This window comes from Pseudomonas fortuita (assembly GCF_026898135.2).
Lineage (GTDB): Bacteria > Pseudomonadota > Gammaproteobacteria > Pseudomonadales > Pseudomonadaceae > Aquipseudomonas > Aquipseudomonas fortuita.
The window spans coordinates 2,456,160-2,482,258 of the sequence record NZ_CP114035.2; the positions used below are offsets into that span (position 1 = coordinate 2,456,160).

24 protein-coding genes are annotated in these 26,099 nt (G+C 63.6%); 16 read left to right on the plus strand and 8 right to left on the minus strand.

What is annotated here, in order from left to right:
* Nucleotides 1-64: 64 nt before the first annotated feature.
* From pstC to OZ911_RS11210, 8 genes are all read left to right on the plus strand, one after another.
* Complete coding sequence (pstC, locus tag OZ911_RS11175; protein ID WP_016486165.1) at nucleotides 65-1,033, plus strand: phosphate ABC transporter permease subunit PstC; 969 nt, start codon at nucleotides 65-67, stop codon at nucleotides 1,031-1,033.
* A complete protein-coding gene (gene pstA / locus OZ911_RS11180) occupies nucleotides 1,030-1,923 on the plus strand; it encodes a phosphate ABC transporter permease PstA (protein WP_016486166.1) in 894 nt (297 codons plus the stop codon). The genes pstC and pstA overlap by 4 nt, the downstream gene beginning before the upstream one ends.
* A 50-nt stretch (nucleotides 1,924-1,973) precedes the next feature.
* On the plus strand, nucleotides 1,974-2,762 hold the full coding sequence (pstB, locus tag OZ911_RS11185) for a phosphate ABC transporter ATP-binding protein PstB (protein WP_016486167.1): 789 nt from the start codon (nucleotides 1,974-1,976) through the stop codon (nucleotides 2,760-2,762).
* A 93-nt stretch (nucleotides 2,763-2,855) separates the two neighbouring features.
* Nucleotides 2,856-3,554, plus strand: coding sequence for a hypothetical protein (locus tag OZ911_RS11190; protein WP_016486168.1), 699 nt, complete (start codon nucleotides 2,856-2,858; stop codon nucleotides 3,552-3,554).
* Nucleotides 3,554-4,153, plus strand: a complete 600-nt coding sequence (locus tag OZ911_RS11195; RefSeq protein ID WP_016486169.1) for a trehalose-phosphatase — start codon at nucleotides 3,554-3,556, stop codon at nucleotides 4,151-4,153. The genes OZ911_RS11190 and OZ911_RS11195 overlap by 1 nt, the downstream gene beginning before the upstream one ends.
* A gap of 248 nt (nucleotides 4,154-4,401) precedes the next feature.
* A complete protein-coding gene (locus OZ911_RS11200; protein ID WP_016486170.1) occupies nucleotides 4,402-5,589 on the plus strand; it encodes a porin in 1,188 nt (395 codons plus the stop codon).
* Between the two features lie 140 nt (nucleotides 5,590-5,729).
* Nucleotides 5,730-6,893, plus strand: coding sequence for a nitric oxide-sensing protein NosP (gene nosP, locus OZ911_RS11205; protein ID WP_023046934.1), 1,164 nt, complete (start codon nucleotides 5,730-5,732; stop codon nucleotides 6,891-6,893).
* Nucleotides 6,862-8,760 carry a PAS domain-containing hybrid sensor histidine kinase/response regulator gene (locus tag OZ911_RS11210; protein ID WP_016486172.1) on the plus strand — a complete coding sequence of 633 codons (1,899 nt, stop codon included), beginning with the start codon at nucleotides 6,862-6,864 and terminating at the stop codon, nucleotides 8,758-8,760. The genes nosP and OZ911_RS11210 overlap by 32 nt, the downstream gene beginning before the upstream one ends.
* A 61-nt stretch (nucleotides 8,761-8,821) precedes the next feature.
* Here OZ911_RS11210 and OZ911_RS11215 read toward each other — a convergent pair whose 3' ends face one another.
* The 6 genes from OZ911_RS11215 to pedA1 form a co-directional block, all read right to left on the minus strand.
* The gene (locus tag OZ911_RS11215) at nucleotides 8,822-9,487 is read right to left on the minus strand and encodes a response regulator transcription factor (RefSeq protein WP_016486173.1); all 666 of its coding nucleotides are present in this window, start codon (nucleotides 9,485-9,487) and stop codon (nucleotides 8,822-8,824) included.
* Nucleotides 9,488-9,539: 52 nt separating this feature from the next.
* Nucleotides 9,540-10,088, minus strand: coding sequence for a PQQ-dependent catabolism-associated CXXCW motif protein (locus OZ911_RS11220; protein ID WP_016486174.1), 549 nt, complete (start codon nucleotides 10,086-10,088; stop codon nucleotides 9,540-9,542).
* A 161-nt stretch (nucleotides 10,089-10,249) separates the two neighbouring features.
* A complete protein-coding gene (pedC, locus tag OZ911_RS11225; RefSeq protein WP_016486175.1) occupies nucleotides 10,250-11,041 on the minus strand; it encodes a lanthanide ABC transporter permease protein PedC in 792 nt (263 codons plus the stop codon).
* A complete protein-coding gene (pedB, locus tag OZ911_RS11230; RefSeq protein WP_023046935.1) occupies nucleotides 11,038-11,778 on the minus strand; it encodes a lanthanide ABC transporter ATP-binding protein PedB/LutE in 741 nt (246 codons plus the stop codon). Before pedB ends, pedC begins: the two co-directional genes overlap by 4 nt.
* Nucleotides 11,775-12,764 carry a YVTN family beta-propeller repeat protein gene (locus tag OZ911_RS11235; protein ID WP_070086346.1) on the minus strand — a complete coding sequence of 330 codons (990 nt, stop codon included), beginning with the start codon at nucleotides 12,762-12,764 and terminating at the stop codon, nucleotides 11,775-11,777. Before OZ911_RS11235 ends, pedB begins: the two co-directional genes overlap by 4 nt.
* Nucleotides 12,765-12,794: 30 nt before the next feature.
* Nucleotides 12,795-13,982, minus strand: coding sequence for a lanthanide ABC transporter ABC transporter substrate-binding protein PedA1 (gene pedA1 / locus OZ911_RS11240; protein ID WP_016486178.1), 1,188 nt, complete (start codon nucleotides 13,980-13,982; stop codon nucleotides 12,795-12,797).
* A 150-nt stretch (nucleotides 13,983-14,132) separates the two neighbouring features.
* Here pedA1 and OZ911_RS11245 point away from each other — a divergent pair, with 150 nt between their 5' ends.
* Entirely contained in the window at nucleotides 14,133-15,407 is a 1,275-nt protein-coding gene (locus OZ911_RS11245) for a sensor histidine kinase (protein WP_268968650.1), read from the plus strand.
* Nucleotides 15,407-16,045, plus strand: a complete 639-nt coding sequence (locus OZ911_RS11250) for a response regulator (protein WP_023046938.1) — start codon at nucleotides 15,407-15,409, stop codon at nucleotides 16,043-16,045. The genes OZ911_RS11245 and OZ911_RS11250 overlap by 1 nt, the downstream gene beginning before the upstream one ends.
* A 159-nt stretch (nucleotides 16,046-16,204) precedes the next feature.
* On the opposite strand, the gene OZ911_RS11255 is transcribed toward OZ911_RS11250, so the two are convergent.
* Together OZ911_RS11255 and exaA are read right to left on the minus strand one after the other, a co-directional pair.
* Nucleotides 16,205-16,864, minus strand: coding sequence for a pentapeptide repeat-containing protein (locus OZ911_RS11255; protein ID WP_016486181.1), 660 nt, complete (start codon nucleotides 16,862-16,864; stop codon nucleotides 16,205-16,207).
* A gap of 109 nt (nucleotides 16,865-16,973) precedes the next feature.
* Nucleotides 16,974-18,869 carry a quinoprotein ethanol dehydrogenase gene (gene exaA, locus OZ911_RS11260; RefSeq protein WP_070086344.1) on the minus strand — a complete coding sequence of 632 codons (1,896 nt, stop codon included), beginning with the start codon at nucleotides 18,867-18,869 and terminating at the stop codon, nucleotides 16,974-16,976.
* Between the two features lie 254 nt (nucleotides 18,870-19,123).
* On the opposite strand from exaA, the gene pedF reads away from it, so the two are divergent.
* The 6 genes from pedF (at nucleotide 19,124) to exaC (ending at nucleotide 25,965) form a co-directional block, all read left to right on the plus strand.
* On the plus strand, nucleotides 19,124-19,585 hold the full coding sequence (pedF, locus tag OZ911_RS11265) for a cytochrome c-550 PedF (RefSeq protein WP_016486183.1): 462 nt from the start codon (nucleotides 19,124-19,126) through the stop codon (nucleotides 19,583-19,585).
* 5 nt (nucleotides 19,586-19,590) lie between these two features.
* Nucleotides 19,591-20,466: a substrate-binding periplasmic protein gene (locus tag OZ911_RS11270; protein WP_023046939.1), complete on the plus strand. Its 876-nt coding sequence runs from the start codon at nucleotides 19,591-19,593 to the stop codon at nucleotides 20,464-20,466.
* Between the two features lie 152 nt (nucleotides 20,467-20,618).
* Nucleotides 20,619-21,380: a quinoprotein dehydrogenase-associated SoxYZ-like carrier gene (locus OZ911_RS11275; protein ID WP_023046940.1), complete on the plus strand. Its 762-nt coding sequence runs from the start codon at nucleotides 20,619-20,621 to the stop codon at nucleotides 21,378-21,380.
* A gap of 40 nt (nucleotides 21,381-21,420) precedes the next feature.
* Nucleotides 21,421-22,353, plus strand: coding sequence for a quinoprotein relay system zinc metallohydrolase 1 (locus OZ911_RS11280; protein ID WP_016486186.1), 933 nt, complete (start codon nucleotides 21,421-21,423; stop codon nucleotides 22,351-22,353).
* Between the two features lie 163 nt (nucleotides 22,354-22,516).
* Nucleotides 22,517-24,304 (plus strand): PQQ-dependent alcohol dehydrogenase PedH, encoded by a 1,788-nt coding sequence (gene pedH / locus OZ911_RS11285; RefSeq protein ID WP_016486187.1) that lies wholly within the window; start codon nucleotides 22,517-22,519, stop codon nucleotides 24,302-24,304.
* Nucleotides 24,305-24,444: 140 nt separating this feature from the next.
* Nucleotides 24,445-25,965, plus strand: a complete 1,521-nt coding sequence (gene exaC / locus OZ911_RS11290) for an acetaldehyde dehydrogenase ExaC (protein ID WP_070086343.1) — start codon at nucleotides 24,445-24,447, stop codon at nucleotides 25,963-25,965.
* Nucleotides 25,966-26,099 lie beyond the last annotated feature (134 nt).

Consider the following 26,099-nt stretch of genomic DNA (forward strand, 5'->3'; position numbering starts at 1 on the left):
GGCGCTCCCGGTATCGGCATGAAGCCATGCCGGGGGTGTTTGTCCCTTGTCCCGGAACTTGCCCATGAACACACCCTTTGCCATACCGGATAACCCCGATTCCGCGTGCCAGCCACCGTCTGCGAAAGACTTCCTGGTCGATCGCACCTTCCGTGCGCTTGCACGCATTGGTGTGGTGCTGGTACTGGCGCTGGTCTTCGCGCTGGTCTACGAAGTGGGCCGCAAGGCACTGCCCGGCATCGAAAAGCATGGCTTTGACGTGCTGTTCGGCAGCGTCTGGGACGTCAACCAAGGCAAGTACGGTATTCTGCCAGCGATCTGGGGCACGCTTTACAGTGCCTTCATCGCCCTGTTGATCGCCGGTTTCTTCGGCGTCAGCATGGCCATTTTCCTCACCCAGGATTTCCTTCCGGCCAAGCTCGCCGCAGTGTTCCGCACCATCGTCGAACTGCTCGCCGCCATCCCCAGCGTGGTCTACGGCCTGTGGGGCATCTACGTTGTCATCCCGGCGATTCGCCCGCTGACCGCCTGGTTGAACAGCGAGCTGGGCTGGATCCCGTTTTTCGGCACCTCCCTGAGCGGGCCCGGCCTGCTGCCTGCTGCGCTGGTACTGGCGATCATGATCCTGCCGACCATCGCTGCCGTTTCCCAGGATGCGCTGACCAGCGTACCGATGAAAACCAAGCAGGCTGCCTACGGCATGGGCACTACCCACTGGGAAGCCATCCTCAAGGTGATGGTGCCATCGGCTGCTACTGGCATCTTTGGTTCGCTGGTACTGGGCCTGGGCCGCGCGCTCGGTGAAACCATGGCACTGGCCATGCTGGTCGGCAACGCCAACACCATTTCCCTTTCCTTGTTCGCCCCGGCCAACACCCTGGCGGCGCTGCTGGCGCTGAACTTCCCGGAAGCCGGCCCGAACGAGGTCGAAGTGCTGATGTACGCGGCACTGGTCCTGATGTTCATCACTCTGCTGGTGAACGTGCTCGGCTCGATGATCATGCTCTACGCCCAGCGTGGTAACAAACAATGACTGACTTGACGACCCCTGTAGCCGCATTGCCCAGCCTGCAACGCAAGCTGGAAGGCCGTGCCCTGCGCAGCGTGCTTTTGACCACCCTGGCATGGCTCGCGGCGCTGGTGGCCAGCGTGCCGCTGATTTCCGTGCTGTACATGCTGATCACCCGCGGCGGTGCACGCCTGAGTCTGGAAGTGTTCACCGAGCTGCCGCCGACCGGCTTCGAGATGGGTGGCGGTTTTGGTAACGCCATGGCCGGTACCTTCGTCATGGTCGGCATTGCCGCCGCCATCGCGGTACCGGTCGGTATCCTGGCAGCAGTGTTCCTGGCCGAACTCGGCCCCGACAGCAAGCTGGCCAACGCCGCGCGCTTTGCCGCCAAGATGCTCACCGGCCTGCCGTCGATCCTGGCCGGGGTGTTTGCCTACGCCCTGGTGGTGATGACCACCGGAACCTACTCGGCGCCGGCTGGCGGTGTGGCCTTGGCAGTACTGATGCTGCCGATCGTGGTGCTGACTGCTGAAGAGTCGATGAAGATGGTGCCCAAGATCATGAAAGACGCCGCTTACGGCATGGGCTGCACCCGTGCTCAGGTGATCTGGAAAATCGTCCTGCCCACCGGCCTGCCGGCGATCCTCACCGGCGTCATGCTGGCCGTGGCCCGCGCCGCTGGCGAAACCGCGCCGCTGCTGTTCACCGCATTGTTCAGCAACTACTGGATCTACCATGACGGCAGCCTGGCGGTCATGAACCCTACGGCTTCGCTCGCCGTACTGATTTACAACTTCTCCGGCATGCCATTCGACAACCAGCTCGAGCTCGCCTGGGCGGCCTCGCTGGTGCTGGTCATGATCGTGCTGGTCATCAACATTCTGAGCCGTGTCTTCGGCAAGCCCAAGTATTGAGAAAGGGAGCATCCAACTTGAACGTATCCACTGCGCAAAGAGCCGCTCCCATGGTCAATGAAGCCACCCCGATCGTCATGGACTGCAAGCTGGACAAGATTTTCTACGGCAACTTCATGGCCGTGCGTGACAGCCATGTGCCGATCAGGAAGAACGAGATCACCGGCTTCATCGGGCCGTCGGGCTGCGGCAAGAGTACCGTGCTGCGTAGCCTCAACCGCATGAATGACCTGGTGAAGGGCTTCCGGTTTGAAGGCCATGTGCACTTCCTGGGCCAGGATGTCTACGGCAAGGGTGTTGACCCGGTGGTCGTGCGCCGCTACATCGGCATGGTATTCCAGCAGCCCAACCCGTTCTCGATGAGCATCTTCGACAACGTCGCCTTCGGCCTGCGCCTGAACCGCTACAAGGGCGACCTGGGTGACCGCGTGAAGCACGCCTTGCAAGGCGCCGCGCTGTGGGACGAAGTGAAGGACAAGCTCAAGGTCAGCGGCCTGTCGCTGTCCGGCGGCCAGCAGCAGCGTCTATGCATTGCCCGGGCCATCGCCACCGAACCGGAAGTGCTGCTGCTGGACGAACCCTGCTCGGCACTCGACCCGATTGCCACCCGTCGCGTGGAAGAGCTGATGGTCGAGCTGAAGAAGGACTACACCATTGCCCTGGTCACCCACAACATGCAGCAGGCGATTCGTGTGGCGGACACCACGGCGTTCTTCTCGGTCGATATTTCCCAGGGCAGCCGCACCGGTTACCTGGTCGAGATGGGCCCTACGGCGCAGATTTTCCAGAACCCACGCGAGCAACTGACCAGCGACTACATCAGCGGCAAGTTCAGCTGAGTCAGGCACGCCAAGGTGGCCGGGTGTTGCAGCCAGGGAGGTTGCAGCAACCGGCCGCGTTACCTTCCGTTAAAGTGTTACCCGGGATTTCCAATGCGAGCAACGCGTCGTCTTGATCTTTCAGCGGTAGAGCGCGCACTGCGCGAGGTGCAAGGCCGCTTTGCCGAACTCAGCCGGCATTTCACCGAACCGCGGGATCCGTTTACCGACGAGGTGCTGCTGAACGTACTTGAAGGCTATGCACTGATTGACGACTATGTCGCTCGCGGTATCGACCTGTTCGACCTGCAGCAGCTGAACCTGATGCTGGAAATCAACGCCACTGTGCTGTGCGGCAGCGACCCGGCCCGTCGCCTGGAATATGCCCCGCACCTCGCCGCAACCGAGGCGCACTTTTTCAACAACGTCGAAGGTGGCATCAAGGACTTGTACAACTGGTACTGCTCGTACCGCAGCGATTCGATCTGGAAGCGGGCAGCCGGTGTTTATGTACGAATCCTCAGCAAGCCGCAGTTGTTCATCGAAGGCAACAACCGCACAGGTTCGCTCATTGTCAGCTACCTGCTGATGCGTGCCGGCTTGCCGCCTTTCGTGCTGTCGCTGGACAACGCCGAGGGTTACTTCAACCCGTCCTCGGTCATACGCAACTCCGCTAAACACGGTGTCAAGGCTTTGTACGAACTCCCCAAGATCAAGAAAAAGTACGCCGCTTTCCTCGAAGAGAAGGCGCCTGAGCCCGGCAAGTTCTTCCTGAGCGGCACGCCTGTGCCTGTCTGTGAGGGGCGCCGCTGATGCAACGTTACTCCATGTTCGCACGCGGGCGCCAAGCCCTTGAACGCAAGCTCAAGCGTGGCCAGGTACGCATTTCGTTCGATATCGACGACACGCTCGCCTGCCTGCCCGAACACGCTGCCGCCGAAGACAGCAAGCTGCCGAATTTCGTCCATCGCTGGTTGGGCGAGCCCCTGCGCAGTGGCACGCGCTCGCTGATCCGCGACCTGCGCCGCCAGGGCTGCAGCATCTGGATCTATACCTCGTCGGGGCGCACCCCGGCCTACATCCGGCGCTGGCTGATGCTTTATGGCATCCATGTCGATGGTGTGGTCAACAGTGACCGGCACCAGCATATCTTGGCCCAGAACGGCCTTGAGCATTCGCCTTCGAAGTTGCCATCGGCGTTCGATATCGATCTGCATGTCGATGATTCCGAAGGCGTGCGGCTTGAGGGCGTCGACCATGGTTTTCGCGTAGTGGTGGTGTGCCCGAAAGACGAAAACTGGGCCCAGAAGGTGATGGACGCGGCGGTCGACGTGCAAGCACGGCTGGCCTGGCAGCAACCGCACCGCTATGAGATGCCCGAGCGCCAGCGCTCGCAGGCGCTTGCTTCCTGAGGGCAGTGGTCAGCGCAACAACGGGGCCGCAGGGCGGCCCCAGTTCGTACAGATGTACTGATACCCGCCTGCTATTCATGCGTACACCCTAAGTCTTGCCTCCTGGCCAGACCTGGTACCGCGACCAAATCATCACGCCGCATTCGCCAGCCCAAGGCCGCTACCCGCTCGCCCGAAAGCAGCGTATCTGGCCATTTGGCCACTTCCGATAATCGCCTCCGACATCCTGTCCCCGTTTGGAGCGCGCCATGCACAACAACAATAAGCACCTGCCGCCTCGTTTCCTCGCAGCCGCCATCGCCAGCTTTTCTGCCCTGGGCCTGAGCGGCGTCGCCGAGGCCGAGATCATGCTGTACGACAAGGACCAGACAACGTTTTCCACCGACGGTTACATCAATGCTTTCTACGTCAACAGCAAGGTCGACCGTGAGGGCGAACAGTTCGACCGCCGCCAGTCGCGGGTGAAAATGGGCTTCTTGCCTAACTACCTGGGCTTCAACATGGGCAAGCAGGTGGATGACCTGAAGCTCGGCGCGCGTGCCTCGTTCTGGGTAACCATCAACGACAGTGAAACCAACGGCACCGACACCGCCATCGACGTGCGGCAGTTCTACGGCACCGTGGCCAACCCCGCGTGGGGCGAGGTGTTGATCGGCAAGGACTTCGGGCTGTTTGCCCGCTCCAACATCCTGCTGGACGAGCTGCTGGCAGGGTATGGCCAGGTCAGCGACACGCTGGGGCTGGTGGACGGCGGCGGGGTGTCGTTCGGCAACATCGGCAGTGGTTACCCGTACCCGTTCCCCACCTCGCAGATCACCTACCGCACCCCGGTGATGGACGGCCTGCGAGTAGCAGTGGGCATCATGGACCCGGTAGACACCAACGACAGCAGCCCGACCGGCAAGGCCTACCAGGAAAACCCGCGCACCGAAAGCGAGATCACCTACCAGTTCGACCTGGGCGGGGCGCAGATCTACAGCTGGGTCAACGGCAGCTACCAGACCTCGGACAACACCGATTCGACGGTGAAGTCCGTCACCTCCAAAGGTGTCGGCTATGGCGTGCAGGCCAAGATGGGGGGCTGGTCGCTGACCGGCTCGGGGTTCCAGGCAAAGGGTATCAACCCGTTCTTCACCAACAACGCTGGCGAACCGGTGTTGCGCAATGTCGACAGTGACGGCTACCTGCTGCAGGGCTCGTACACGTTCGGCAAGAACCGCGTGGCGCTGTCCTATGGCAAGACCAAGGACGATGGCAATGGCGCGGTGGGCAGCGGGGCAGACTATGAAACCCGCGGTGTGGCGCTGTTCCATGATGTGAACGACAACCTGAAGCTGGTGGCTGAGTACAACCAGTTTTCCATTGACGGGCATGACACCCGTGCGCAGAACGAAGACACCGATACCTTTGCGGTGGGTGCGGTGTTGACCTGGTGAATCCCTGGGGCCGCAAGGCGGCCCCAAATGATGCGGGCTATTACGCCCATGGAACCGCCCACCCGCTACCCAAGTAGCATTCGTCCCCCTTGCTCACCTTCGTACACTGACCCCTCAGCCACCCCGCGCCGGAGACCACGATGCAGCAGGCTCAAAACGACGGTGTGGTCCGCGCCATGTCCCAGGCTAACGACGCACGGCAGGCCGCCCAGGACCTGGCGCGCCAGTTGCTGCACCCGCACCTGGGTCTCGTGCTGTTCTTCTGTTCCGCCGAATACGACTTGCAGGCCCTGGGCGAAGCATTGGAGCAGGATTTCGGCGGCATCCGCCTGGTCGGCTGCACCAGCGCTGGCGAAATCACCCCGCTGGGCTACGGCCGCAATTGCGTGACGGCGGTGGGCTTCGATCACCGGCACTTTTCGATTGCCACCGAATTGATCGATGAAATGGAGCACTTCAGCCTGATCGACGCGCAGCAGATGGTCGAGCGCCTGGTCGGCACCTGTCGCAGCAACACCCTGGCACCGATCAAGGGCCACAGCTTTGCCCTGACCCTGCTCGACGGCCTGTCCAGCCGGGAGGAGATGGTGCTGGCCGCCCTCAGCGCAGCCTTGGGGGACATCCCGCATTTTGGTGGTTCGGCAGGCGACGACAACTACCTGACCCGCACCCATGTGTACTTCGGTGGCGTGTTCCACAACGGTGCCGCTGTGGTGGTGCTGGTCAACACCTGGCTGGATTTCGAAGTGTTCACCACGCACCACATCCTCCCACGTGAGGAAAAACTGGTGGTAACCGGCGCCGACAGCGGCCAGCGTCGCGTCTTCGAGCTGAATGCCGAGCCTGCTGCGGAGGAGTACGCCCGCCACATCGGCGTGCCGGTGGCAGCGCTCGACTACCGGGTATTCGCTGCCCATCCGCTGGCCGTGCGCATTCATGATCAGTATTACGTGCGGGCGATCCAGCAGGTGCACCCGGACCTGAGCCTGAGTTTCTACTGCGCGGTGGAAAACGGCATCGTGCTTACCGCCATGACTCCAGGCCCGCTGTTGCCGAACCTGCACCAGCTGTTCGACGGCTTGCAGCAGCGCCTTGGCCCGCCGCTGCTGACCATCGGTTGCGATTGCTTTCTGCGGCGCCTGGAGCTGGAAGACCGGCACGGCCTGGAGCCGGTCGGTGCGTTCTTGCGCGAGCAGCGGGTGATCGGCTTCAACACCTACGGAGAACAGTTCAATGGCATGCATATCAACCAGACCTTCACCGGGGTCGCCATTGCCCGCAACCGGCCTCCTGTCGGGCGCTGAACTGCAGGCCGAGGTCATCCGGCTGCAGCACGAAAACCACAAGTTGCAGCGAATCAACGGCGCGTTGATTGAACGCATCGAGTCGGGGGTAACGCGGGGTAACGACCCCTATGCGGCGTTCCAGCATTCGGTGGTGCTGGCCGAGCAGGTACGTGAACGCACTGACGCCCTGAACCAGGCCATGGCTGAGCTCAAGGCCGTCAACCGCCTGCTCAGCGAGGCCCGACAGCGGGCCGAGACCGCCCACCAGCACCAGATTCGCCTGATCACCGACAATGTCCCGGCGCTGATCGCTTACCTGAATGCCGATCTGGTCTACGAATTCACCAACAAGGTTTATGAAGAATGGTATTGCTGGCCGCACGGCGTGATGCTCGGCCAGAGCCTGCGAGAAGCCCACAGCGAGCAGCATTACCAGCGGCTGGAAGCCTACGTGGCGCGGGCGCTGGCGGGTGAAAGCGTCACCTTCGAATTTGCCGAAACCAACATCAATGGCCAGGAGCGCTACATGCTGCGCTCCTACGTACCGAACCGCCTGGCCAATGGCGAGGTGGTGGGCATTTTCGTGTTGATCCGCGACATTACCGAGCGCCGCAATACCGCTCAGGCGCTGCACCAGGCCTATCAGCACCTGGAGCAACGTGTGCGCGAACGCACCGCGGAACTGACCAGCCTCAACGACCAGCTACTGCGTGAGATCGAGGAGCGCAGCCGGGCCGAGTCGCGCCTGCGGGAGGCCAAGCGCGAGGCCGAACAGGCCAACCTGTCGAAAACCAAATTCCTCGCTGCGGTCAGCCACGACCTGCTGCAACCGCTGAACGCGGCGCGGCTGTTCACCAGCGCGTTGCTCGAGCGCCGCGAGCTGCAAGACAGTGCCCACCTGGTTCGAAATGTCAGCAACTCGCTGGAAGATGTAGAAAACCTGCTAGGCACCCTGGTGGACATTTCCAAGCTCGATGCCGGGGTGATCAAGGCCGATGTGGCCCCGTTCGCCCTCAGCGAGCTGATGGACAACCTTGCCGCCGAATACGCCCAAGTGGCGCGCAGCGAAGGGCTTGAACTGCATTTTGTAGGTTGTTCGGCGGTGGTGCGCAGTGACACCCAGCTGCTGGCGCGGATCCTGCGCAACCTGCTCAGCAATGCCATCCGCTACACCCGCAGCGGGCGCGTGGTGCTGGGCTGTCGGCGTCAACGTGGCGGCCTGCGGATCGAAGTGTGGGACAGCGGTATCGGCATTGCCGAAGAACACCTGGAAGACATGTTCCAGGAGTTCAAGCGCGGCGACGTCCAGCGGCCGGACCAGGACCGTGGCTTAGGCCTGGGCCTGGCGATCGTGGATAAGATCGCCGGCATCCTCGGCCACCGGATCCGGGTGCGCTCATGGCTCGGCAAGGGCTCGGTGTTCGCCGTCGAAGTGCCGCTGAGCGCCACCGCGCCCAAGCCCCAGCCAAGCCAGGTGATCTGCGAGCCGATGCTTGACCGCCTGGGTGGGGCGCGGGTGTGGGTGCTGGATAACGATGCGGCGATCTGCGCAGGCATGCGCACCTTGCTGGAGGGCTGGGGCTGCCAGGTGGTCACTGCGCTGTCGGAGGAAGACCTGGCGCGGCAGGTGGACAATTACCACGCCGAGGCCGACCTGCTGATCGCCGACTATCACCTGGACAACGACTGCAACGGTGTCGACGCCGTGGCGCGGATCAACGCCCGCCGCGCCCAGCCGCTACCGGCGCTGATGATCACCGCCAACTACAGCAACGACCTCAAGCAGCAGATCCGCGAGCTGGGGCACACCCTGATGCATAAACCGGTGCGGCCGATGAAGCTCAAGACGGCGATGAGCCACTTATTGGCCAGCAGCATGACATAGCCGCTGGCCTTTTCGCAGGCTTCTGTGGGAGCGGGTTCACCCGCGAAGAGGCCGTTACAGGTCAACGCCTCAAGTAATCGGAAAAATCGATATCGCCGGCACTCAGGATCGCCTGCACCCGATTATGCACGTTCAACTTGCGCAAGATCGCCGAGACGTGCGCCTTGACCGTGGTTTCGGCGATATCCAGCGTGTAGGCGATCTGCTTGTTCGATTCGCCCTTGGTCATGCGCTCGAGCACCAGCAGCTGCTTGCGGGTCAGGGCCTGGAGCATTTCCGGCGGGAAGCTCGGGGTATCGTTGTGGCGCCGGCTGGTACTGCTTTTTTGCGCGCGGATGATGTCGGGTGGCAGGTAGACATTGCCATTGAGGATCTGCTCGATCGCTTCGATCATCTGCGAGCGCGGCGAAGACTTGGTGATGAAACCCACGGCACCGTAGGTGATGGCCTGCAGCACGATCTGCTTTTCCTGCTCGGCTGAAACGATCACGACCGGCGTGGTCGGCGCCTCGTTGCGCAGGGTGATCAGGCCGTTGAGGCCGTGCATGCCGGGCATGTTCAGGTCGAGCAGGATCAGGTCGAGGTCGTCGTGCGCCTGGGTCAATGCCAGGGCGCTGTCCAGGTCGGCCGTCTCCATGACCTCGCTGCCTTCAAAACCATCGCTGATGACGTTGTGGATGGCTTCGCGAAACAGCGGGTGATCGTCGGCAATCAGAATTTTGTACATGGCCTTTTCACCTTGTTTTTATTGGATGGGCACGCGTTCGCAGGCAAGTGATTCAGGGAAAGGGCACGGGTTGCGCCGGCTGCAGCGGCAAGTTGGCCTGTTGCCAGGCGTCCAGGCCGTCGCGGTACCAGTACAGGTTGTTATAGCCCAGGGCCTTGGCGCGTTTTACCGCGTTCCAGCTTAACCAGCAATCGGAGCGGCAGTAGAAGACCAGCGGTTGCTCTGGCTGCCCGGCGGTGGCTTTTTGCAGGTTACGCATGAAGTAGTCCTGCCAGGCCGGGCTTAGTTCACCGTCGCCGGTGTTGGCCAGCCACAGGCTGCCGGGGAGGTTGCTGTGCGGCTCGTCTTCGATGAAGCGGCCTTGCAGCCACTGGCGGCGATAGACGTCCACCAGCACCGGCCTGGGGGCCTGGCCTAGCAGGCGTTGCAGCGTGGCGGTGTCGATGACCTGGCCACCTTCGACCTGTTGCGGGGTGGGGCTGCGGTAGAGCGTGGTGCGATAGCCTTCGGCGGAGAACAGTGGGGTGGTGTCGGCCTGGGCAATACCCAATGACAGACACAGCGAAAGGGCAGCCAGCAAGGGGCGCAGGGCACGTGGCATGGGGATTTTCCTTTTTGTTATAGGCCCATTACATGCCAGTGGCGGTGCTTTGTGAATGCGACGATTAGACAGCAAAGGCAGTACTAAAGTAGTAGCTTGCGGTTAAAAAGAGAGGTGCCACTTCAGCCCTGACGCTCCTGCACAGAGCAAGCAACAGAAGCTCAGCGGGGCTTGCGCAGCGCCGCATGCTGGGGGTTGAAGGTGAGTACCGCCAGCAGGGTAAACAAGGCGGTCAACCCCAGGCACACCGCCAGCGCCAGCAGGTTCAACCGCTCATAAAGCGCAAACCTCACCAGTTCCACGGCATGGGTAAACGGGTTAACAGCACACAGCCAGTACAACCACTGGCTGGCCTCGCGCATCTTCCACAGCGGGTACAACGCCGACGACAGGAAAAACAGCGGAAAGATCACGAAATTCATCACCCCGGCAAAGTTCTCCAGCTGGCGGATCGCGTTCGACAGCAACAGGCCCAGGGCGCTGAGCATGAACGCCACCAGCAGCAATGCCGGCAGCGCCAGCAGCAAGCCCGCGGCAGGTGGCTGCACGCCGTAGAGCCAGGCGATGGCGAGAAAGGCATACACTTGCAGCAGGGAAATCAACGAGGTCGCCAACAGCTTGCTGCCCAGCAGGAACGGCCGCGGCAATGGGCTGGTCAGTAACACGCGCATGCTGCCCATCTCCCGGTCATAGACCATCGACAGCGAGCCCTGCATGCCGTTGAACAGCAGAATCATGCAGGCCAGTCCCGGAATGATGTACACCTCGTAAGGAATATAGGTGTCGTAAGGCTCGATGATGGCAATGCCCAGCGCCGCGCGAAACCCGGCGGCGAACACCAGCAACCACAGCAGCGGGCGCACCAGGGCACTGAGCAAGCGCGTGCGCTGCAACACGAAGCGCAGCCATTCGCGCAGCATGATGCCGTTGAAACATTGCCAGTAAGCGTTCATCGGGCGTCGGCTCCTGAGTGGGCGCTGGTCAGGCGGGCAAAGGCGTTGTCGAGGTCGCCGCCGTGCTCCAGGCTCAGCGCATCGGCGGTACCACGGGCTACCAGGCGCCCGTGATGCAGAATCAGCAGGTCATCGGTGGGCTGCACTTCGTCCAGCAGGTGGGTGGTCCACAGCACACTGAGCTGTTGCTCGCGGCATAACCGGCGCAGGTGCTGGTTGAGCGCCAGGCGGCTGGCCGGATCGAGGCCGACGCTGGCTTCGTCGAGCAGCAGCACGCGGGGTTCATGCAGCAGTGCGCGGGCAATTTCCACCCGGCGGCGATGGCCGATGTTCAGCTCGCGCACACGATCGCGACGGCGTTCGCCGAGCCCCTGGCGGGCCAGTTCGGCTTCGACCCGCAGGTTGCTCTGGCGCCGCGACAGGCCATGCAGCGCGGCGTGGTAGCGCAGGTTCTGTTCAACGCTCAGGTCCAGGTCCAGGGTGCTTTGCTGAAACACCACGCCCAGCTGACGCAAAGCCGGGCGTGCAGCGTTGCGCAGCGAGCAGCCGCACACGCGGATGTCGCCGTGTTGCAGGTCGTACAGCCGGGTAAGCAGGGCGATCAAGGTGGACTTGCCGGCGCCATTGGGGCCCAGCAGCGCGGCGAAGCGCCCGGGCGCCAGGCTGAAAGCCACCTGTTTGAGCGCTTCGCGCTGGCCGTAGGCGAAGCTCACATCAATGACGTCGAGGGCATTCATGGTGTTACCACCACGCCCCAGGGGTAGCGCCCGACCTTCACCGACTTGAGTACCTTGAGGTTCTTCGCGTCGATCACCGAAACGTCGCCACTGACGCCGTTGGTGGCCAGCAACTGGCTCTGGTCCGGGGTGAACGCCAGCTGCCAGACCCGCCGCCCGACCAGCAGGTAGTCGAGCACATCAAAGGTCGTGGCATCGACCACCGCCACATGGTTGGCCGGCCCCAGGGCGACGAACGCGTACTTGCCGTCGGCGCTGAGCTTGATGCCCACCGGTTGCACCTTGTCCGGGTGAACACCCTTGATCTGGAAATTCAGGGTTTTCAGCACCTGGCGCGTGGCCACGTCGAGGATGGTCACCGTGCCACCAATTTCCGCCGAGGCCCACAACCGCGAACCGTCCTTGTTGAACTCGACGAAACGCGGCCGCTGATCGACCAGGGTGCTGTCGGCCAAGGTCTGGGTGCTGGTGTCGATCCAGTGCAGCATGTTGGTGGTCTCACTGGTATTGACTGCCCACTTGCCGTCGGGGCTCACCGCCATGCCTTCGGGTTCGATACCGACGTCGATCTGCCCCAGCACCTTGTCGGTGACGGTGTCGATCACCGTCACCAGTGCGTCGTCCTCGTTGGACACATACAGCCAGCGGTCGTTGGGGTGCAGGGCAAACTGCTCGGGGTCCTTGCCGGAGGGCAGCTCCTTGATGATCTTGCGGGTGGCCACGTCCATCACCTGTACCCGGTCCGAGTCGCTGGCGCAGATGTACAGCAGCTTGTTGTCGTGTGACAGCAGCAGGCCGCGCGGGCGCTGGCCCACCGGCAGGGTCTCGGTGACTTCAAGGGTTTGCATGTCGATCAGGCTGAGGCTGTTGTCCTTCTCGTTGGACACCCAGGCAGTGGCGGCCATGGCGTGCCCGCAGGCCAGCGCCAGGGCGCCCGACAGCAGGCTGGGGTAAAGCAGGGCCCGGTGGAAGAGGGGGCGGCGCATGGCGAATTCCTTATTGTTGTGGTTATCGGGTCAGGGGTAGCTGCAGGTCACTTCGGGTTTGTCGTAGCCCAGGCTGTCCATTTCGTTGAAAGGGTGCAGGAAGCCCTCCTGCGGCGACGTGCTGACCAGGGCGCGCGGCTGCACCAGCGCGATTGGCTGGCGCAGTTCGCCGTTCCACGGGCGGTAGCTGAGCTTGCGGCCCTTGAAACCATCCAGTGGCAACTGTTCGCTGAGCAGCAGTTGTTGTAGCGCGCGGGGTTCGGCCTGGCGCAGCTTGCTGGCCGCGCTGGCAATGCTGCGCACGGCCATCCAGGCAGCAAAGTCACGGTCATTCATCCAGCGCCCGGCCTGGGCTTCGAAGCGTTTTTGCAGCTGCGCGGCGCCAAAGGTTTCCACGGTCTTGTGCCAGCCGGTGGGGGTGAGGCCCTGGGTGCCGGCCACGGGGCGGGGGTACCAGGTCTGGTAGGGCAGGTACTCGCCAAAGTCGCCGCGCTCGTCGGCCACCAGTACAACGTCGTATTCGGCGGTTTGGGTGAACAGCGGCATGTCGGCCTGGGCGCTGCGGCGCTGGTCGTTGTCGAAAGTCCAGGTCTTTTCCGCGACCAGTTGCAGGCCAAAGCGTTTCATTGAGCGGCGCAGGGCTGCGGCGTAGGCCTGGTCGTCTTCGGTCTGGCCGGCCACCAGCAGCGCCCGCTGCCACTTGCGCAGCACCAGGAATTGCACCAGCGCATCGGCCAGCATGGCGCGCCCCGGCAAGCTGTGCAGCACATTGCCCAGGCACTGGCTGCTGCGCAGGCCGTCGTCGGGGCTGCCGGCGTTGAACAACAGGCTGTCGGGGAGGGCGGCAGACAACGCGCGCAGGCTGGCGGCCGGGGCATTCACCACGAACAGCCGCAGGCCTTGGTCGTGCTGCGCCCTGGCTGCCTGCAACAAGGCCTCCGGGCTGTCGACTGTGGCGGGGGTCAGCTGGAATTGCTGCTTCAGGAAGCGCCCGGTGCTGTTGCTGTCGACAACCGCCAGCTCGGCGCCCTGGCGCCCGGCATCGGCAGGCTCAGGAATGATGTTGGACAGCAGCGGGCCGGGATCGGGGCGATAGCCCAGGTAGCCGATGCGTACGTTTAGCGCGTCTGTGGGCTGAGCGGCGGGCGCCAGGGGCGCAGCCAAGGTCGCGGCCAGGGCCAGCAGGCAGGTCAGGGCAAGGTGGGCAGGCTGGCGCATAACACACTCCACGGCAGATGGCGCCAGCATAGGAAGCCCGCCGTGAGGGGGAAATATGCAGAAAGTAGCGCCAGGCCGGTACCAAGGTAGTAATTCGGCGCGGCTGTTGCGGTTTTACGATGGGCCACAACGCCCCGAGGAGAATCGCCTGTGCGCCTTGTCAACCTGTCGGCCCTGTGGCGGATCAACCTGTGGGTCACGTGCTGTTTCGCCCTGGTGACGCTGGCCTGTGCCGGCGCGCTGTTGCACCAGGCGGTGGCGGATGTCGAGCGTGAATTGCAGTCTGCCGAAGCGGTGGTGGCGTGCCTCGGTGACACTGCCGAACGCGACCCGGCAAGCCTGCAACCCCGGCTGACCCAGAGCCTGCGCCATGTGCGGGTGCACTGGCTAGCGGCGGGTGAAGCGCTGCGGCGACCGGCGCAGAGTGGCCTGGATGCCTGGTTGGGCCGTCAGCTGTTTGACGAGCGCCACAGCAGCCGCCGGCTGCTGGACCTGAATGACGGGCGCCGGGTGTTGATTGCTGTCGATCCACGGGATGAGATCGATGAAGTCTGGGACTCCCTGCAGCAACTGCTGGGTTTGTGTGGCGTGGCCTGGCTGTTGAGCCTGCTGACCATCCGCTGGGCGGTACGGCGGGCCATGGGCCTGCTGGATGAACTGCTGTGCGCCTTGCGTCAGGTTTCGGGCGGGCAGTTGACTGCGCGCTTGCGCGAGGCTGGCCTGCCGGAGGCACGCCAGCTGGCTACCTACTTCAACCACATGACCGCGACGCTGGAGCAGGCTCGGGCCGACAACGCCGGACTGACCCAGGCCCTGCTGGCGGCGCAGGAGCAAGAGCGCACCCAGCTGGCGCAGACCCTGCACGACGACCTTGGGCAATACCTGGCCGGTATTCGTGCCCAGCTCTGTCTGTTGCGTATGGTGGCTGAGCAGCCTGCGGTGGTGACACAGACGGCGCACGACCTCGAACTCAATTGCGAGCGCCTCCAGCAAGGCTTTCGCGCGCTGGTGCACAACCTGTACCCGGTGGCGCTGCACTACATGCCGCTGGCCGAGGCTTTCGGCCTGCTGGTGAGCCAGTGGCAGGCCAGCCAGGGTATCGAATGCCGGCTGCGGGTTGGCGAGCACTTGCCGGCGCTCCCCGGGGCGAGCAGAACGCACTTGTACCGCTTGCTGCAAGAGGCACTGACCAACGTCGCTCGGCATGCCGGCGCGAGCCAGGTGCGGGTGCGCCTGCAGCGCAGTGCCAAGGGTTTGCGCCTGTTCATTCGCGACAATGGCCGCGGGGCGCACCCGCCCCAGCGCCCAGGGGTAGGCCTGCACTCGATGGCCGAACGCGCCCGTAGCCTTGGCGGGGAGCTGCGCATCTTGAGCCGGCCGGGTAGCGGCTGGGCATTGGCCCTGAACATTCCCAAGGAGGTGTGATGAATATCCTGTTGGTCGATGACCATGCCGTGGTCCGCCAGGGCTATGCCAGCCTGCTGCGGACGGTGTTGCCGGCGATGCAGGTACGAGAGGCGGCCAGTGGAGAAGAGGCCTTGACCCGTGTGCAGGAGCAAGTGCCGAACCTGGTGGTCATGGACTTCGGCCTGCCCGGTATCAGCGGCCTGGAAACCACCCGCCGCCTGCGCCAGCGCCTGCCTCAGCTGCGGGTGCTGTTTTTCAGCATGCACGACGAGCTGCCGCTGGTGCGCCAGGCGCTGGAGGCGGGGGCTTCGGGCTACCTGACCAAGAACTCGGCGCCCCAGGTGTTGATCGAGGCGGTGCAGCGGGTGTTGGCCGGGCATGCCTACATCGAACAGCCCTTGGCTACGCAGTTGGCGTGCACGTCACAGCAAGGCAGCAGTGACCCCCGCTTGCAGCGCATGACCCAGCGTGAACTGGAGATTTTCACGATGCTGGCCAAAGGTACGCCGATGCGGGTGATTGCCGAGCAGCTGTGCATCAGCGCCAAGACTGTGTCCAATCATTTGACCTTGCTCAAGAGCAAGTTGCAGGTCAGTTCGCATGCCGAGCTGGTGCACCTGGGCATCAACCTGGGGGTGGTGCGGGTGGCGGGGTGAGGTGTGTCAGCTGCGCTTGCTGGGGCTGCTTCGCAGCCCATCGCGACACAAGGCCGCTCCCACAATGACCGCGTACACACAGCAGTTGGTATATACGCGGTCATTGTGGGAGCGGCCTTGTGTCGCGATGGGCCGCAAAGCGGTCCCTGCTAACTGAACTCATTTGTCCCATGTATCCGGGCATCCCTTGCACCCCTCCATGTTGGCCTCCTGGAAGTTCCCGTAATGCTGCCGCGCCCCGCGCAAATCCGCACGCGCCAGGTTGCTCTGGCCAAACTTGGCCTCCTGCAGGTTGGCATCGCTGAGGTTGGCCCCTTGCAGATCAGCCTTGCTCAGCCAGGCCATCTCCAGGTCCGCCGCCTGCAAGTTGGCCTGCTGCAGCTTCGCCCCGGACAACCTGGCGAACTGCAAGAAGGCAGCACTGAGGTCGGCCTTTTCAAACTGTGCCCCTTGGGCGAACAAGCCCCAGCCCTGAATGGCCACCAGCTTGCTGTTGCTCAGGTCCGCCACACGCAGGTTGCTCTGTTGCAGGCTGGCACGGGTCAGGTTGGCGCCCTGCAGGCGGGCTTTTTCCAGGTTGGCCAGGTCGAGCCGGGCATGGCGCAGGTCGGCATCACGCAGGTCGGCGCCGGCCAGGTTCATCTTGCGCAGGTCCTGATTGGCCAGGTTGGCACCGCGCAGGTTGGCCCCCGGGCATTGGCTGGCTTCGGCAATGACGCAGCCGTTGATGGTCAACGGGGCATCGTTGCCATCGTCGTCGGCGCTCACGGCCAAGGCAGGGGACAGTACCAACAGCAAGGCAAATGGCAGGTAGTTCATGGTGAAAGGCTCTCAGTTGGAACAGGGCAGTTGTGGGGCGGACCTGAATGCATTCGGGATAAGCGTTATGGGGCCGCAACGCGGCCCCATAACGCTTTACCTCAGGCAGTCAACGCTGCGCAGTCTTGTTGTCCCAGCTCGGGATCTTGAACACCCAGAACGAGCCGCCCTGAGCCACCGGCTTGGTCAGCTCGGCCATGTCGCCGCCCCACAGCGGCACCGCGCCGCCGTAGCCCACGGTCACGCCGATGTACTGCTCGCCGTCCTGCTCCCAGGTGATGGGCGGCGAGACGATGCCGCTGCCGGTCTGGAACTTCCACAGCTCCTTGCCCGTCTTGGCGTCGAAGGCCTTGAAGAAGCCGTCGCCAGTGCCGGTGAACACCAGGTTGCCCTTGGTTGCCAGTACGCCCGCCCACAGCGGCAGGTGCTCCTTGTGCTCCCACACCAGCTTGCCGGTGGTGGGGTCCATTGCCCGCAGGGTGCCGACATGGTCGTCGTACATGCGCTTGATACGGAAGCCCATGCCCAGGTAAGCCGAGCCCTTCTTGTAGTTCACTTCCTCGGTCCAGTATTCCTCTTTCCACTGGTTGCCCGGGATGTAGAACAGGCCGGTGTCCTGGCTGTAGGCCATGGGGTTCCAGTTTTTGCCACCCAGGAACGGCGGCGAGACTTCCACCGGCTTGCCCTTGGTTTCACCGGGCAGCGGTTTGGCCGGGCGTTGGCCGGGGTTTTCCACCGGGCGCCCGGACTTCAGGTCGATATGGCTGGCCCAGGTGATGTTGTCGACGAAGGGGAAGGCGTTCTGCAGCTTGCCGTTGTTGCGGTCCACCACGTAGAAGAAGCCGTTGCGGTCGGCGTGCCCGGTGGCCTTGACCACCTTGCCGTCCTTGTCCTTGTAGTCGAACAGCACCAGCTCGTTGTTGCCGGAGAAGTCCCAGGCATCGTTTGGCGTGTGCTGGTAGAACCACTTCACCTCGCCGGTGCTGGGGTCGACACCGACCTGGCCTGAGGTGTAGAGGCTGTCGTAGTCGTGGGGGTTGCCATCCTTGGAGGTGCGCGCCCAAGTGTTCCAGGGGCCGGGGTTGCCAGCGCCAACGATGATGGTGTTGGTCTCGGCATCAAAACTGGCGCTTTGCCAAGGGGCGCCGCCGCCGTGGCTCCAGGCTTCGACCTTGCCGGTTTCGGTGGTCGGGTCGTCTGGCCAGGACGGCGCCTTGACGTCGCCGGTCGGGGTGCTGTCCTTGCCGTTCAGGCGGCCCATGTGGCCTTCGACGAAGGGCCGCATCCATACCTCTTCGCCAGTGTCCGGGTCGCGGGCGAACAGCTGGCCGACCACGCCGAACTCATCGCCGGAGCTGCCGTGAATCAACAGCACCTTGCCGCTGGTCTTGTCTTTGATCAGCACCGGGGCGCCGGTCATGGTGTAGCCGGCGCTGTGGTCGCCGAACTTCTTGTTCCACACCACCTTGCCGGTGTTTTTGTCGAGGGCGATGAGCCGCGCGTCCAGGGTGCCGAAGTAGATCTTGTCGCCGTAGATTGCCGCCCCGCGGTTGACCACGTCGCAGCACGGGCGAATGTTGTCGGGCAGGCGGTGGTTGTAGGTCCACAGGCGTTTGCCGGTCTTGGCATCGAGGGCAAATACCCGCGAGTACGAGCCCGTGACGTAGACCACGCCGTCGCTGACGATGGCCTGGGATTCCTGGCCGCGCTGCTTTTCGTCGCCGAAGGAATAAGACCAGGCCGGGGTCAGCTTGAACACGTTCTGGTCATTGACCTGGGCCAGCGGGCTCCAGCGCTGGGCATTGGTGCCCATGCCGTACTGCAGCACGTCCTGGGTGGTCAGGTGGTCGTTGGCGATGTCTTCCCAGGTGACGCTTTTGCCGGCAGGTGCAGCAGGTGCGGTGGCCGCTGTTGCCACATTGCCCAGGGCCAGGCTACCGGCCAGTAGCAGGACGCGCACGCTCAGGGCCAGAGGGGAAAGGGCAGGTAGCGATCTTATTGTCATGGTTGCAGTTCCCAGTGGAGGTTTTGGCCTGCACAGGGTGGGGCGGGGGCGCTGTCGCGGGATACGGAAAAAGTCCCGCCCTTACCGGGAAGACTTCCCGAACGGCACCTCAATTGGCCCTTCGCCACAAGCCCTACTACCAAGGGAGTAAGGCCCGGCCACCAAAGCAGCATTCGAGCGTCCGCAGGCTGTTTCTAAGATGGCGGCACGGCCTCTGTGGTTGAGGCTTTGCGTGCAATGGTGAGGGCATAACAATGACAACAAAACGCAATGTGTTGCTTGCTGCAGGGCTGCTGGCCGCAGCGGTGCTGACCGGTACGGCCTGGGCTCATGGCAACGTGGTGCCCCAGGCGGTGGAGACCAAGGGCCTGACCCCGATCAAGGACGCCGGCGTAAGCCTGGACGGCGACGGGTGGGCTGCAGTAAACCCTTACCGCAGCTCGCCCGAGCACGACAAGGCCGTGGAAATCGGCGCCTCGGCCTACAACCAGAACTGCGCTGCCTGCCATGGCCTGGAGGCCAAGTCCGGCGGTATCGCCCCAGACCTGCGCATGCTCGATGCCGGTGACGCCGGGGATGAATGGTTTGTCGAACGGGTACGCCATGGCGCGGTTCGCGATGGCCGTGTGTACATGCCGAAGATGGCCGACTACCTCAGCCAGGAAGCCCTGTGGGCGGTGCGCACCTACCTGGACAGCGTGCACGTCGAGGAGTGACGGCCATGCGTCTGTTTGCCGTGCTGTTTTGTAGCCTGCTGCTGTGGTGCGCGACGGCCCAGGCGCAGGTGCGCAACTACGACGCGATCATCGCCGCCGGTGAGCTGAAAGTGGCGGTGTACAAGGATTTCCCACCTTACAGTTTCGAAGACCACGGCAAGCCCCGCGGCGTCGATGTGGAACTGGCGCAGGCGTTGGCCTCGGCCTTGGGGGTACGTTTGCAACTGATCTGGGCACCGCCCGGGGAAAAGCTCGATGACGACCTGCGTGACTACATCTGGCGCGGCAGCCCGCTGCGCCACCAACAGCTGGCCGACCTGATGATGCGGGTGCCCTACGACCAAGCCTACGCACAAAAGCGCAACGAACTGGGCGAGCTGGAAAACGCCCAAGTGGCGATGTTCGGCCCTTATCAGCAAGAGCGCTGGCAGGTGGCCTACGACCGTCGTCGCCTGGCGTCGGTGGCCAGTGTGGCGGTGTTTCAGCAGCACCCGATCGGGGTCGAGGTGGACAGCGTGCCGTCGTTCTACCTCACTTCGGTGTTCAACGGCATGCTCAGTGCCAACACCCACCACTACCCCGGCGTGCAGCAGGCGTTCAGCGCCATGCAGGCCGGCCAGGTGGACGCGGTGATGGCGATGCGCGGCGAAGTTGACTGGCAGTTGCACCAGGCCGCAGACCCGCAACTGGCCCTCGGGGAAAACGCCTACCCCAACCTGGGCAAGCAGGCCTGGGAAATCGGCATGGCCGTGCACGAAAGCAACCGGCAGTTGGCCTATGCCGTGGAGGAAGCCCTGGAGGCGATGATCCGCGATGGCCGGCTCAAGGCCATGTATGCCGCTTACGGCCTGCGCTACGAGGTCCCGGAGATGTATCAATAGCGGGGCACACACCTTCCCTGTGGGAGCGGGCATGCCCGCGAAGAATGCAACGCGGTGTCTGGCACCGGCTTCGCCGGTGTTCGCGGGCTTGCCCGCTCCCACAGGGCCTCGCTGAATCAGTGGCTTATGTGTTGTTCAATCAGGAGCAGGCCATGAACTGGCGAGCGACTTTCCTGCTGGCCTGCTGGATGCCTTGTGCAGCCCAAGCTGCCACCCCAGCCCCCCAGACGGACCCGGTGCCCTCGGTGATGTGGGACTTCTACCACAAGCAGCTGCTGGGCCAGGCCGGGTTCGTCTTCGATGACCGCGTAAAGCTGCTGGCGCCGCCCTTTGCCGAGGACGCACGGCAGGTCCCGCTGGAGATCGACGCCCGGGCATTCGCTGGCGAGGTGGTGCGGATAATTGCCTGGGCCGAACTCAACCCGCTGCCGCGCATTGTCGACTTTCAGCCCGGCGAGCGCGTGTTGCCCTGGTTGTCGATCCGTATCCGTATCGAACAGGCCACCCCGCTGCGCGCCGCCGTGCTGACACGCGATGGCCTGTGGCACGTCGGCTCAACCCTGATCGATGCCGCCGGTGGCGGATGTACCGCGCCCAGCGTGGTGCGCACCCAACCCGGTTGGGAAGACCACCTCGGAGAGGTGCTGGGCGGGCGCTACCCGCGTGGCGACAGCAGCCGCTTGCGCCTGCAGGTGGCCCACCCGATGGACAATGGCCTGGTCAGCGGTATTCCCGAGTTCTTCCTCAACCATGCCGAGTTGCTGGACGCGAACGGCCAGCGCCTGGCCAGCCTCGAGCTGTACCCGGCGGTCAGCGAAAACCCCAACCTGGGCTTCGATATCCAGGGTGCCGGGCCGACCCGGCTGCTGTTGCAGGACAACAGCGGCAACCAGTTCGAGGCGGCGGTGCCCTGACCGCGCTGCCGCACTTTACCCCTGACCAGAGGCACCCTTCATGCGTTGGATGATGCTGTTGCTGCTATGCCTGGGGCTACCGGCCTGGGCAGACCTGGACTACCGTCTCACGCCTCGGCAGATCGCCGAGGGCACCTGGTTGCTGGAGGGCAGCACCGACAACTTCGCCAAGGCCAATGGCGGCAATATCGTCAATACCGCGTTCATCGTCACCGACAGCGGCGTGGTGGTGATCGACAGCGGGCCGTCCAAACGCTACGGCGAAGCGTTGCGCCAGGCCATTGCAGCCACCACCGACAAGCCGGTGCTTGAAGTGCTGCTGACTCATCATCACCCTGACCATGTACTGGGTAACCAGGCGTTTGCCGATGTACCTGTCGGCGCTTTGGCCGGTACCGGCGACTTGCTGCGTCAGCAGGGCGAGGCCATGGCCGAGAACATGTACCGGCTGGTCGGCGACTGGATGCGCGGCACCGAAGTGGTGCTGCCGACCCGGGTGCTGCAGCCTGGTATCCACGAGGTGGGCGGGCACCGCCTGCGGTTGCTGGAGTTGAGCGGGCATACCGGCGCCGACCTGGCGATTCTGGATGAGAAGACCGGCGTGCTGTTCGCGGGCGATCTGGTGTTCTACGAGCGTGCCCTGACCACCCCCAACAGCCCCGGGCTTCAGGTGTGGCAAAAGGACTTGGACACCCTGCAAGCCTTGCCCTGGAAGCAGCTTGTGCCCGGCCACGGGCCGCTGGCCAGCGATGCCCGGCCGTTTGCACAGATGCGTGATTACCTGGGCTGGCTGGATGGGTTGATGCGCGACGGCGCGGCGCGTGGCGACGACATGGCCGAGATGATCCGCAGCCCCATCCCCGAACGCTTTGCCGGGATCAACCTGACCCGTTATGAGCTGATTCGCAGTGTCAGCCATCTGTATCCCCGCTACGAACGCCAACAACTGCAGCGCGTCGACGCCAACCCCTGACGCATTCCCCTGCAGGAGCGCAAGTCGAGGGGATGCGGCCCCGTACCAAGGAACTAGAAAACTCCGCACTGCGGGTAATTGTTGGCAACCGGGTCGGGACCAAGAATTCCCGGCACACCGGGAAATTTTCCCGGGCACAACAAAAAAACCAAAGGTAGCCGTCATGACCCGATCCCCGCGTCGCCCCTTGTTTGCCGTGAGCCTGGTGCTCAGCGCCATGCTGCTTGCCGGCGCGGCTCACGCCGCTGTCAGCAATGAAGAAATCCTCCAGGACCCGAAGAACCCGCAGCAGATCGTGACCAATGGCCTGGGCGTCCAGGGCCAGCGCTACAGCCCGCTGGACATGCTCAATGCCAACAACGTCAAGGAGCTGCGGCCGGTCTGGGCATTCTCCTTCGGTGGTGAGAAGCAGCGCGGCCAGCAGGCACAGCCGCTGATCAAGGACGGGGTGATGTACCTGACCGGTTCCTACTCGCGGGTGTTCGCCGTGGATGCCCGCACTGGCAAAAAACTGTGGCAATACGATGCACGCCTGCCGGATGACATCCGCCCTTGCTGCGACGTGATCAACCGCGGCGTGGCGCTGTACGGTGACCTGGTGTTCTTCGGCACCCTGGACGCCAAACTGGTCGCCCTGAACAAGGACACCGGCAAGGTGGTGTGGAGCAAGAAGGTGGCCGACCACAAGGAAGGCTATTCCATCAGCGCCGCGCCCATGATCGTCAACGGCAAGCTGATCACCGGCGTTGCCGGTGGCGAGTTCGGCGTGGTGGGCAAGATCCAGGCCTACAACCCCGAGAACGGCGAGCTGCTGTGGATGCGCCCCACCGTCGAAGGGCACATGGGCTATGTGTACAAGGACGGCAAGGCAATCGAAAACGGTATTTCCGGCGGCGAGGCGGGCAAGACCTGGCCCGGCGATTTGTGGAAAACCGGCGGCGCTGCGCCCTGGCTGGGCGGTTACTACGACCCGGAAACCAACCTGATCCTGTTCGGCACCGGCAACCCGGCACCGTGGAACTCGCACCTGCGCCCCGGTGACAACCTGTATTCCTCGTCGCGCCTGGCGCTGAACCCTGACGACGGCACCATCAAGTGGCACTTCCAGAGCACGCCGCATGACGGCTGGGACTTCGACGGCGTCAACGAACTGATTTCGTTCAACTACAAGGACGGCGGCAAGGAGGTCAAGGCTGCCGCCACGGCCGACCGCAACGGTTTCTTCTACGTGCTGGACCGCACCAACGGCAAGTTCATTCGCGGCTTCCCCTTCGTCGACAAGATCACCTGGGCCACCGGCCTGGACAAGGACGGCCGGCCGATCTACAACGACGCCAGCCGCCCAGGCGCACCCGGCAGCGAAGCCAAGGGCAGTTCGGTGTTCGTCGCCCCGGCCTTCCTTGGCGCCAAGAACTGGATGCCGATGGCCTACAACAAGGACACCGGGCTGTTCTACGTGCCTTCCAACGAGTGGGGCATGGACATCTGGAACGAAGGCATTGCCTACAAGAAAGGCGCAGCGTTCCTCGGCGCCGGCTTCACCATCAAGCCGCTCAACGAAGACTATATCGGCGTACTGCGTGCCATCGACCCGATCAGTGGCAAGGAAGTGTGGCGGCACAAGAACTACGCGCCGCTGTGGGGCGGGGTGCTGACCACCAAGGGCAACCTGGTGTTCACCGGCACGCCGGAGGGCTTCCTGCAGGCCTTCAACGCCAAGACCGGCGACAAGGTCTGGGAATTCCAGACGGGCTCCGGCGTGCTCGGTTCGCCCGTGACCTGGGAAATGGACGGCGAGCAATACGTGTCGGTGGTCTCTGGCTGGGGGGGCGCGGTACCGCTGTGGGGGGGCGAAGTGGCCAAGCGGGTCAAGGACTTCAACCAAGGCGGCATGCTCTGGACCTTCAAGCTGCCCAGGCAGCTGCAGCAAACGGCAAGCGCCAAGCCGTAAAGCAGTGGCCTGAGGCAAGCGGCCCTACTACCAAATGACGAGAGCCCCGCTGCCAACGATGCATTCGCCTGGCACGCGGGGCTTTTTACCATCGGTCCATCGCCTGTCGTGGGACAGGCATCGACCCGCAGAGGCTCAGCATGATCTACGCACAACCCGGAACCCCAGGCGCCGTCGTGTCCTTCAAGCCACGTTATGGCAACTTCATCAATGGCGAGTTCGTGCAGCCGTTGGCTGGCCGGTACTTCACCAACAGCTCGCCGGTCAATGGCCAGCCGATTGCCGAGTTCCCGCGTTCCACTGCCCAGGACGTCGACCGCGCCCTGGACGCCGCGCACGCAGCCGCCGAAGCCTGGGGCAAGACCTCGGTGCAAGACCGCGCCCTGGTGCTGCTGAAGATTGCCGACCGTATCGAACAGAACCTGGAAGTGCTGGCCGTCACCGAAAGCTGGGACAACGGCAAGGCGGTGCGCGAAACGCTCAATGCCGACGTGCCGCTGGCAGCGGACCACTTCCGCTATTTTGCCGGTTGCATCCGAGCCCAGGAGGGCGGCGCGGCCGAAATCAACGAGGGCACCGTGGCTTATCACATCCATGAGCCGCTGGGCGTGGTCGGGCAGATCATCCCCTGGAACTTCCCGCTGCTGATGGCTGCCTGGAAGCTTGCCCCGGCCCTGGCCGCCGGCAACTGTGTGGTGCTCAAGCCGGCCGAGCAGACGCCTCTGTCGATCACCATTTTTGCCGAGCTGGTCGCCGACCTGCTGCCGGCGGGCGTGTTGAACATCGTCCAGGGCTTCGGCCGTGAGGCCGGCGAAGCGCTGGCCACCAGCAAGCGCATCGCCAAGATCGCCTTTACCGGCTCTACGCCTGTGGGGTCGCACATCATGAAGTGCGCGGCCGAGAACATCATCCCGTCCACCGTCGAACTGGGCGGCAAGTCGCCGAACATCTTCTTCGAAGACATCATGCAGGCCGAGCCCGCGTTCATCGAGAAGGCCGCCGAGGGCCTGGTGCTGGCGTTCTTCAACCAGGGCGAAGTATGCACCTGCCCGTCCCGGGCGCTGATCCAGGAATCGATCTACCAGCCATTCATGGCCGAGGTGATGAAGAAGATCGCCAAGATAACGCGGGGCAACCCGCTGGACACCGAAACCATGGTGGGTGCCCAGGCCTCGGAGCAGCAATACGACAAGATTCTGTCCTATCTGCAGATTGCCAAGGAGGAGGGCGCGCAGCTGCTCACCGGCGGCGGTGCCGAGCAGCTGCAGGGCGACCTGGGCAGCGGTTACTACATCCAGCCGACCCTGCTCAAAGGCAACAACAAGATGCGTGTGTTCCAGGAAGAAATCTTCGGCCCGGTGGTGGGCGTGACCACCTTCAAGGACGAAGCCGAAGCGCTGGCAATTGCCAACGACACCGAGTTTGGCCTGGGCGCCGGCCTGTGGACCCGCGACATCAACCGCGCCTACCGCATGGGGCGCGGCATCAAGGCCGGCCGCGTGTGGACCAACTGCTACCACCTGTACCCGGCGCATGCAGCGTTTGGCGGCTACAAGAAGTCTGGCGTGGGCCGTGAAACCCACAAGATGATGCTCGATCACTACCAGCAGACCAAGAACCTGTTGGTAAGCTACGACATCAACCCGCTGGGCTTTTTCTAGACCGCGTCGCGGCCTCTTCGCGGGCATGCCCGCGAAGAGGCCGGCACAGGAAACAAACTCCCCTACCAACGCACCCCGCAAGCTCCTTCCAAAGTAGCATTCGGCCCTGGCGCCCCCCGTGCATTAATGCATCT